We start from the raw sequence: 9,355 nt of genomic DNA, 5'->3' as shown, positions 1-9,355 counted from the left end.
GCCGATCGGGACCCCACCTCTAAATGGAAAAACGTCCGCTTGTTGAGGACATTACCGTCCTTCGGACAGGGGTCCGGGTTCGGCGCTTATCTACAGTCTGGGCGTTCGAGCCCGAGGACGGAAGCGCCTCGGACGCGGTGGTCGTGGTCAGTGACCGGGACCGGATCGCCGTGCGCGCCGGTGCGGCCTGACCAGCGATGACGGCCGGCCCGAAGCCGTCCTGAAGTGCGTCTGCGCCTAAGCGGACACGCCCCGCGGCGTCAGGCAACATGATGGCCGGGACCGGCCGCATCCCATCGCTCCGCGTTGGGCGGAGGCGCCCAGCCCGTTTCACGGGCCGGGCGAGGCCCCCGGCCTCAGCACGCGCGTCCTGGCGTAGATGTCGGCCAGCGTGCATCGAAGGCCGAACGCCGGCAGGACGATGTCGTCGTCCGGCGACCTGAGATCCTCCGACCCCCAAACGCCATCGGTGCGGACAAGAAGCGTGACGAAAGGCGCGCCCTGCTCGATCACGAGGATGACCTCGCAACTGCGCAGCTCCCGGTAACCCCGGACCTTGCTGGCGATCTTGGTCTCGCCCGTCCCCGGCACCAGTCGCCTGTCGCTCGGCGAGACGACCTCGCAGGCGAGGAAGCAGGTCTGGGACGCATTGCGGTCCAGGTCCTCGTCCGAGGCGTCGAGCACGGCCACGTCGGGCACGTACGTGTCGCTCCGCCCCGACCCGAGCTCGATGGCGGCGCCCTGGACGGCGAAACGCGGGATGCCTTCCCGCTCCAACCCGTCGTTCAGGAGGCGCTCGACGTTCCCGGAGATGAGCTGGTGCTCGACGCTGGGCTGCGCCTGCATCATGAAGCTCCCGTCGACGAGTTCCCAGGTTTCCTCGTCGGGACGGGACCTGACGAATTCATCGAAGGACGGGCCGGCAACCCTGGCATGCTCGTTCATTCGCACCGTCGCCACGCGCCACCTCGCCGATGATGTGGACAGCGCGGCCACCATACCAGCTCGCCGTGGACGCCGCATCCTCCCCGAGGGATGGCGCGCGGCCCTTCGTGACCGGCGGCCGAACCACATCGCCCCCGTTCCCCTGCACGTCGCCCGTAATCCGTCGGACCACCGGAGCCTGCGATGCCTGACCGGCAGAGGCGCAGACCCCCAACGGCTCGCCGGCCGCCTCGCCTGATGGGCCCCGGACCGGCGAAAGGGGCACAGAAGCCGGAAGCGGCCCTGATGAGGCCTTGGGCTTCCCATGAAAGACCCGCCGCATCCTGCACCACTCGCCGGACGCTTCGAGGCCGAGATGCCTGTGGATCGGCGTTGAAGCGGGACCCTAGATCAAAGCCAAGGCAGCGCGTTGTTATCACTAGCGAAATCGAGGGAGGAGCGGGGTTCCGGCCGGCGCCGATCGGGACCCCACCTCTAAATGGAAAAACGTCCGCTTGTTGAGGACATTACCGTCCTTCGGACAGGGGTCCGGGTTCGGCGCTTATCTACACCCAACGACCCGGGTCGCCGGGCGCAACGGATCAGCGGTTTGGTAGCGTACGGCCGAGGAAATCCTGAATGAGGGGGACAATCTCATCCGCTTTATCTTCCAGCGCGAAATGGCCTGAGTCTATTAGGTGGAGTTCGGCCTGCGGATTGTCGCGCAGATATGCCTTGGCGCCGGCAGCCGGGAAGATCGCGTCGTTGGCGCCCCACACGATGAGAGTCGGAGGCTTGCGGGCTCTAAAGAACGCCTGAAATTCTGGATAGAGAGCGACGTTTGTGCGGTAATCGTAAAATAGGTCCAGCTGTATTTCGTCGTTGCCAGGCCGATCGAGCAACGTCTGATCGTGCATCCACGTGTCGGGATCCACCCGAGTAGGGTCCTTTACGCCGTTTAGATACTGCCACTTCGTCAATTCAGGTGTAAGCACCTTGCGCAGCACATTGCGATTGGCGGCCGTCGGATCAGCCCAAAGGTCTTCGACAGGCTTCCAGAAATCTTGGATGCCATCCTTGTAGGCGTTTCCGTTCTGAACGATGAGGCCGGTGACTCTCTCCGGATGTCGGAGTGCGAGGCGAAGGCCAACCGGTGCACCGTAATCCTGTATGTAGAGAGTATAGCTCTTGACGTCTATCTGGTCGAGAAATGCGTCCACGACGTCTGTCAAATGCGTGAACGTATAGGCGAATGCGGTGTGATCTGGCGCACTTGATCGACCGAAACCTGGGTAGTCGGGCGCGATGACGTGATAGCGGGCAGCGAGAACTGGTATAAGGTTGCGATATTGAAACGACGAACTCGGAAAGCCGTGCAACAGGAGTACGGTAGGAGCATCTTTGGGTCCTGCCTCGCGATAGAAGATGTTAAGACCGTTCACCTCGGCGGAGCGATAGTGAACGATCGGACTCGCAGGCTGGGTATTTTCCTGGCGCGCAGCGGCGGACTCGACGGTAGCCGGTATCCCGAGCGTCAGGGCCGCTGCGGCAAGCGTGTTTATTGCCGCCATGCCAAGCATGTTCATAGTGAATCCTTTAAACATGATCTTCTCCTTGAGAGATGCTCACCGACACATTTCGAGGTCGGTGTTTCGACTGCGCCCATCGGGACGACCGCCATTACGAACTGAATCCACGATTTCGGGCACCGTATATGACTCAGATGTCAACTTGAGCCTTTTTATAACCTGATAGGTGCTTCGCAGACCTCGATGACAGCGCGAAGCACGTGCAGCTGCTTGAGGCCGCTTCCCGCGGCACGACTTATCATTTTGTTGCGACTTTTATTCAGAAGGGTTTTCAGTATTATAGCTGAACGGGTCATTTGGCCGACCAGGGGCCGACGCTGACGCCGTTCCGGATTGTACCTCTACTTCGGGCCGCAGCCCGAATCAGAAGGGTTCGTCTCGGTCCAAACCGCGGTGTACGAGGGGGCGGCTTCGGGCAAGAACTCCCCCCAACGTCGGGATCGGCCCGCTGCGAGGCAGCCGCGTTCAGAGCGACCATCGCGGAGGTGGCCGCTCGGAGTGATCTTGAAGTCAGCGTGTTGTGCCATCATTCGGAGATGTCACGGGTGTATGTCTTTTCGCGAAGCCAGATGGCGTGCGCGAAGCCTCCGATGATGATCTAGCGCCATTTTGCACGCGAGACGCTCAAGCTCGACCTGAACGCTAATCTCATCGACTTTCAAGCATTCAGAAAGACGACGATTGCGTCTGCGATGGTCGCGGCATGTGTCTCCAGTGCGAAGTGTCCCGTGTCGAGGAAGCGTACCTGCGCATCCGGTATATCGCGGCGGAACGCCTCGGCTCCGGCGGGCAGGAAGAACGGGTCGTTCTGTCCCCAGATCGCGAGCAGGCGCGGCCGTTGCGTCCGGAAATAGCCCTGGAAGGCCGGATAGAGCGCGACGTTGCTGGCATAGTCGCCGAACAGGTCGAGCTGGATCTCGTCGACCTCGGGCCGCTGGATGTACCATGCGTCGAGGGCACTCCCGTCGGGCGAGACCAGCGCGGTATCCGGCACGCCGTGCTCGTACTGCCAGCGGATCGAGGCGGGGGTGAGCAGTTCCCGCAACGCTTGGCGGTTGGCGGCACTCGGGTCCCGCCAATAGCGCTGGATCGGGTTCCAACCCTCGCTTAGCCCCTCCTCGTAGGCGTTGCCGTTCTGCGAGATGATGGCGGTCACCCGTTCCGGATGCGCCATGGCCACGCGGAAGCCGGTGGGCGCACCGTAGTCGAAGACGTAGAGCGCGTAGGTCTCCAGCCTGATCACTTCGGTGAAGCGGCCGATGACCTTGGCCAGCGCGTCGAAGCTGTAGGCGAAGGTGTCGCGCGGCTTGATCTCCGACAGGCCGAAGCCCGGTAGGTCCGGGGCGACGAGGTGGAAGCGGTCCGCCAGGAGCGGGATCAGGTCGCGGAACATATGGCCGGACGAAGGGAAGCCGTGCAGCAGGAGAAGCGTCGGGTTCGTCGGGTCTCCGGCCTCCCGATAGAAGATGGTGAAGCCGTCGACGTCGGCAGTGCGATAGCGGATCTGGGTCATGACAAGCGTCCTTCGGGGCGAGCGTGACGGCGGCCGAGTCAGAGAACTGACCCGGAGGTGGCTGACGGTGCTGTGGACATGAGCAGGGTCAGCTGCGCTCGCCGTTGGCAGGATGGCTTGTAGCCTCTCACTGAGGATGGGATAATCAAGCTTGACCGAGAGTGACCTTCGCGAAAAATGAGAGGCTATGGTGGATCGGCTCGAGGCCATGACAATCCTGGTCGCCGCCGTAGAGACCGGGAGCCTCTCGGCGGCCGGGCGCAAGCTCGGGATTCCGCTACCGACCGTCAGCCGCAAGGTCGCGGACTTGGAGGATCATCTCGGGGTGCGCCTGCTTGTACGCACGACCCGCACGCTCACGCCGACGGATGCCGCTGCTCCCTATATAGAGGCATGTCGACGCCTGCTCGGCGAGATCGACGCGACAGAGCGTGCAGTGAAGGGCGAGTACAGCGAGCCCCGGGGCGAGCTGACGATGACGGCGCCGTTGGTCTTCGGACGCCTCTACGTGCTGCCGGTGATCAACGCTTTCCTCTCCCGGTTCCCCGACATCACCGTTCGGCTAATCCTGACAGACCGAGCTCTGGACCTCGTCGAGGACCACGTTGACTTAGCTGTCCGCATCGCACACCTGCCGGACAGCGACTTGATCGCAGTCCGGCTGGGAACCATCACCCGGGTAGTCTGCGGCTGTCCGGCCTTCATGGCCGCCCACGGAACGCCGCAGACGCTCTCAGACCTCGCTGAGATCCCATGCGTGACCTTCAGCGATTTGGCCGCCGGTCCAGGGTGGCTATTCGCGACGTCGGATCGCAAGGCTATCCAAGCGGTGCAGGTCCGGTCGCGCCTACACGTCAACACCGCCGAGGCAGCCCTCGACGCCGCGGCGGCCGGGGTCGGTCTCACTCAGGTGCTATCGTACCAAGCAGCTCCCCTCGTCGCGGCAGGGCGGCAGGCGCTCGTGCTTCGGCCGTTCGAGCTCGACCCGATCCCAGTCAGCCTCGTCCATGTAGGGAACGGACGCCTCCCGCTGAAGCTACGAGCATTCCTGGACTTTGCGACGCCGCGCATCCGCTCTACGCTGGGTGCCGTGGGGTGAAGTCACAGCCCTCGCTCCCCTAGTGATCGGCTCCCGACGGAAGTGTCCTAGACGGGAAGATGACGGGCGCGGCGGATGCTGACAGGCTTTATGAATGCGCATAGGTATCACCTCCATGCTGACGACTTCGGACCGGAACGGGGCTGAGGCCTCGGTCGCCGGCGGCAATACGGTCTAGAGGCACGTCTGGCGTGTCTGCATCGTGCTGTTGAGCGCCGCGACGTCGCGCGGGTGTCAAGCCCTGCGCGGTCCAAGTCGAGGGTCGCGTCTGATCTGCGCCTGACAGGCGCCCTGCCCAGAACTCGCTCGCAAATTGTGCTGTTGCTTGACCGACAGCGGTCAATGTATTGCCATGGAATCCTGGCCGGAGTACGCGCGCCAGGCTAAGGTCCGTTTTCGGGAACGGCCGATGGTCGTCGACATGGCTGGCATGGGTCGGAAGCGGGGCGGCAGCCAGCGATTGTCCCTACGGTTACCGCCTGAAGGACCTAGTCGGCCTTCGAGCCAAGCTGGATCTTCCTGGCGATCTTCGAACGCCGCGCAGAGTAGCTCGGGGCGACCATCGGATATTCGGACGGTAGGACTTACCAAGTCTGGAACCTGACCCAGTACAAAACACACGCCACGTCAATCTGACCACCGTCTCGAAAATCGGGAAGATGCCTCCCGATAGCAGCGGGTTCTCGGCCGAGTGGTCCCGAGATATCTCGGCCTTACCGCCCGACGCCACATTTCGGATCACGGGTGTCAATCGATAACTCCTTTGGGATGTCCTTCGCACAGGCCCGATCGGCGGATTCGACATCTTTTGCTGAGAGGCGAACGGGTCGAGCCGCTCATCATCCCGCAATCGTGAGACGAGCCATGACCCCTCATCAGCATGGGATCGAGACAACCAAGGGCGTGCAGGCCAAGTCAACGCGGCGGCATCTGCTCGTTGGCGCTGCCCTCGCGGCGGGATTGAGCACGGCAGGCGCCATCCCTGCTGAGGGCCAGCCAGCAATGGAGGACGACGTTCGTCACGGCATGATCCGGGCCGACGGTGTGGACGTCTTCTACAGAGAGGCTGGCCGCCCAGATGCGCCGGTTTTCCTGCTCCTGCACGGCTTCGCAAATTCCTCCTTCTACTTCCGCCATCTCATGCCAAGCCTGGCGGACCGGTTTCGCCTGATCGCGCCGGATCTGCCGTCCTTCGGCTTCACGGTGGTTCCGGACGACCGAGGCTACGTCTATGACTTCGCGTCACTATCGCGTACAGTGGAGGCCTTCGTCGATGCCCTCGGCCTCAAGCGTTACTTTCTCTATACGTTCGACTACGGCGCTCCGGTCGGTTGGGACTTGGCGCTCGCCCATCCTGACCGCATCGCCGGCATCGTGTCTCAGAACGGCAACGCCTATCTGGAAGGGCTCGGCGAGGCCGCGTGGGCGCCGCTCCGGGCCTACTGGGCGAAGCCGAACGAGGCCGCCGTGGACGCCATCCGCGCCCGCATGACGCTCGAGGGCGTCAAGGCGCCCTACTTCCACGGCGTACCCGACCCGTCCGTGATTGAACCGGAGGCGTACACGCTTGATGCGGCCATCCTAGCGCGACCGGGCAACGCGGGTCGCCAAGTCAAGCTCAAGCTCGACTACAAGCGCAACTTGGAGCGCTACCCGCTGATTCAGGCCTTCTTCCGCGAGCGCCGCCCGAAGCTCCTCGCGGTATGGGGTCGCAACGATCTTTTCTTCGTACCGCCCGGAGCCGAGGCTTTCCGGCGTGACATTCCGGACGCGCGCGTCACTTTCCTCGACACCGGGCATTTCGCGCTGGAAACCAACGGGGCGGACATTGCGCGCGAGATCAGAGGCTTCTTCTGAGATTCATCTAAGGTTTGCATTGGCTTCTCCGGGCAGACCCGCATCTTCGCCAACCACTTGTCGCCGGCGTTGGTCGGTGGTTCGGAGCTCAAGACTCTTCGCGCGGCGACGCGCAAGGAAGGCGCAGTCAGATAACCTGCTCTCGTCTGAACAGAATGTTTCACATGAGCCAGCAGAATGTTAAAAACAGGCGCGCTTCGGATCGAGCCGTAGAGCGCTTCCCCACTCGCCGTTCCAGGCCTCGGTCATGCGAGGCGACGGCATCGCTTTGATCTGAATGGCAAGGAGGGCTGCAATGGCGCCAACCGTCTCCGGATTGTACCACTACCCGGTGAAGGGGTTGAGCGCGCAAGCTCTGTCCAACGTGCGGCTGGTCCAGGGCGAGGGCTTTCCCATGGACCGGATCTATGGCCTTGCACGCCACGACAGTGGTTATGACGCGGTCAACTATCAGCCACTGCCGAAAACGCGCTTCATAGTCCTCGTGAAGGAGGAGCGGCTTGCAGGCCTCTCGACCTTCTTCGACAACAAAACGCATAGGCTCGAAATACGCGTGCAAGGCCAGCTTGTTCTGGAAGAAAATCTGGATACGGAAGCCGGCCGGCGGAGACTGAGTAAGTTCTTCTCACACATGTTTGATCTTGATGCTGGCAAAGAACCGACGATAGCGGTCGGAGGAGATAATCGTTTTACCGACATCTCCGTCCATTCGAAGCTGATGATGAACGCGATCTCATTGATGAATCTTAATAGCGTTCGTGAGTTCGGAGCACGCATTGACGCTCAGATCGATCCGATGCGCTTCCGAGCCAACCTCTATTTCGACGGGCTTGATGCGTTTCAGGAATTCGAACTGCTGGGCAGGGAGATTGAGATCGGCTCCGCGAGACTGCGGATTTTCAGGAGAACTCGGCGCTGCGCCGCCACTGACGTGGACCCAACGACGGCCGAGCGGAACATGGCAATCCCACGCTCGCTCATGAAGAACTATGGTCATGCCGACATGGGAGTCTATGCCGAAGTTCTCGAAGGGGGATCCGTAGAGATCGGTTCCCCTGTCACGATCCGATGACGGAGGCGACCATGACCTCAGGAAACGGTATGTCGCTTCAGATACACGCGCGAAGGATGCTGACGGAGGCGATCTGTGAGTTCGACCTTCGACGGTCGGATGGCGGCCCGTTGCCTGAGTTCGAAGCGGGAAGCAGCCTCATCGTGCAAACGCCGTCCTCGGAGCGCCGGAACTACTCGCTGTGCAATGACGATCGCGAACGACACCGCTATGTCATAGCGGTCAAGCGTGAGCCGACGTCGCGCGGCGGTTCACAGAGCATGCATGACGAGGCTCACGAACGCGTCGTGCTCGAAGTGGAGTTGGCGCAGAATGGCCTAAGACTCGGGCACGGGCGACGTCATCTTCTTGTTGCCGGCGGGATCGGTATCACTCCGATGATGTCGCTGATTCGCCGGCTCACCAAAGATTCGCTCAACGAATTTAGGCTGCTCTATCTTGCCCGCTCTCAGGCTGAAGCGGCCTATGCGGAGGATCTCGGGCGGATGGAGCTTGGAGGCGCATTGACGTGTCACTTCTCGTCAGAACATGGCGGGAGACGTTTCGACATCCGGCCCATGCTGAAGGACAACGGCACTGGAACCCACTTGTATTGCTGCGGACCGGATCAGTTGATGCGAAGCATCGGGCTCAATTCAATTCACTGGCCCCGCAGCCATGTGCATTTCGAACGCTTTGGCTCGCTCCCCAAAACCAGGGCGGGAGACCAGGCATTCTCCGTCAGGCAAGTCTCGACGGGAAGGATTTTTCATGTCGGCGAGGACGAAACGATCTTGGATACGCTGCGTCGGGCAGACTTGAAGCCGGACGCCTCCTGCGAAAGTGGCACGTGTGGAAAATGCCGGATGACATTGGTGGCGGGCGAGGCGGATCATCGCGACATGTATCTCGCACCGGAAGATCGCCTCTCGTCGATCATGCCGTGTGTTTCGCGTGCAGCCGGTGGTGCCGAACTGGAACTGGACTTCTGACAGGCAACTCCGCCTACTTCCATCTGCAAGCGGGGCGAGGCGTAGCCGTGCTGCCCGAGAATAGCTGACATCGTAGGTGGTCGTCCCCGATGGATGTCATCGACGATCCGGTTGTTTCGATTGGCCTTACGGGGTGAGCGCGGAGACCTAAGCCAAGCTCATTAGTTGCTGTCGCCCCCCGGGAAATGCCGCCGATCTGCCCCTCGATCGGGCTTGTCGACCAGGGTAACGCGAGCGCAGCCTCGTCCACGGCACGTTTAAGCGAGAGACCCTCGACGAACCGGCGCAGCAAACCGGCTCGGCCGGGTGCCAGCCCCGGTGCCGAGGTGC

7 protein-coding genes and 1 pseudogene are annotated in these 9,355 nt (G+C 62.1%); 4 read left to right on the top strand and 4 right to left on the bottom strand.

Translation table 11 applies throughout. The annotated features are described in order from the left end of the window. Positions 1–330: 330 nt before the first annotated feature. From H288_RS0129430 to H288_RS0129420, 3 genes are all read right to left on the bottom strand, one after another. Positions 331–999: a Uma2 family endonuclease gene (locus H288_RS0129430; RefSeq protein WP_020096167.1), complete on the bottom strand. Its 669-nt coding sequence runs from the start codon at positions 997–999 to the stop codon at positions 331–333. Between the two features lie 527 nt (positions 1,000–1,526). Continuing rightward, positions 1,527–2,528 (bottom strand): alpha/beta hydrolase, encoded by a 1,002-nt coding sequence (locus H288_RS33090; protein ID WP_051123802.1) that lies wholly within the window; start codon positions 2,526–2,528, stop codon positions 1,527–1,529. A gap of 643 nt (positions 2,529–3,171) precedes the next feature. Further along, positions 3,172–4,026 (bottom strand): alpha/beta hydrolase, encoded by an 855-nt coding sequence (locus tag H288_RS0129420; RefSeq protein ID WP_020096165.1) that lies wholly within the window; start codon positions 4,024–4,026, stop codon positions 3,172–3,174. A 190-nt stretch (positions 4,027–4,216) separates the two neighbouring features. Between H288_RS0129420 and H288_RS0129415 the strand changes: the two genes are divergently transcribed. Beyond that, positions 4,217–5,125, top strand: a complete 909-nt coding sequence (locus tag H288_RS0129415) for a LysR family transcriptional regulator (protein WP_026605412.1) — start codon at positions 4,217–4,219, stop codon at positions 5,123–5,125. A 488-nt stretch (positions 5,126–5,613) separates the two neighbouring features. On the opposite strand, the pseudogene H288_RS34425 reads toward H288_RS0129415, so the two are convergent. After that, positions 5,614–5,694, bottom strand: a pseudogene (locus H288_RS34425) (MucR family transcriptional regulator); the annotation flags it as partial. Positions 5,695–5,989: 295 nt separating this feature from the next. Between H288_RS34425 and H288_RS0129410 the strand changes: the two are divergent. The 3 genes from H288_RS0129410 (at position 5,990) to H288_RS34420 (ending at position 9,025) form a co-directional block, all read left to right on the top strand. Then, the gene (locus H288_RS0129410) at positions 5,990–6,982 is read left to right on the top strand and encodes an alpha/beta hydrolase (protein ID WP_020096163.1); all 993 of its coding nucleotides are present in this window, start codon (positions 5,990–5,992) and stop codon (positions 6,980–6,982) included. Positions 6,983–7,277: 295 nt separating this feature from the next. After that, complete coding sequence (locus H288_RS0129405) at positions 7,278–8,054, top strand: MOSC domain-containing protein (protein ID WP_020096162.1); 777 nt, start codon at positions 7,278–7,280, stop codon at positions 8,052–8,054. Positions 8,055–8,065: 11 nt separating this feature from the next. Further along, positions 8,066–9,025, top strand: a complete 960-nt coding sequence (locus tag H288_RS34420; protein WP_158684270.1) for a PDR/VanB family oxidoreductase — start codon at positions 8,066–8,068, stop codon at positions 9,023–9,025. Positions 9,026–9,355: the final 330 nt, after the last annotated feature.

The sequence above is a fragment of the Methylobacterium sp. 285MFTsu5.1 genome (assembly GCF_000383455.1).
Classification (GTDB): domain Bacteria; phylum Pseudomonadota; class Alphaproteobacteria; order Rhizobiales; family Beijerinckiaceae; genus Methylobacterium.
The sequence above is the reverse complement of the archived record's forward strand: the minus strand, read 5'-3'. Positions and strand labels throughout refer to the sequence as shown.

Coding starts and splice junctions, on each gene's coding strand:
- H288_RS0129430 (WP_020096167.1), bottom strand. CDS start 999: ATGGTGGCCGCGCTGTCCACATCATCGGCGAGGTGGCGCGTGGCGACG.
- H288_RS0129405 (WP_020096162.1), top strand. CDS start 7,278: ATGGCGCCAACCGTCTCCGGATTGTACCACTACCCGGTGAAGGGGTTG.
- H288_RS34420 (WP_158684270.1), top strand. CDS start 8,066: ATGACCTCAGGAAACGGTATGTCGCTTCAGATACACGCGCGAAGGATG.
- H288_RS0129410 (WP_020096163.1), top strand. CDS start 5,990: ATGACCCCTCATCAGCATGGGATCGAGACAACCAAGGGCGTGCAGGCC.
- H288_RS0129420 (WP_020096165.1), bottom strand. CDS start 4,026: ATGACCCAGATCCGCTATCGCACTGCCGACGTCGACGGCTTCACCATC.
- H288_RS33090 (WP_051123802.1), bottom strand. CDS start 2,528: ATGTTTAAAGGATTCACTATGAACATGCTTGGCATGGCGGCAATAAAC.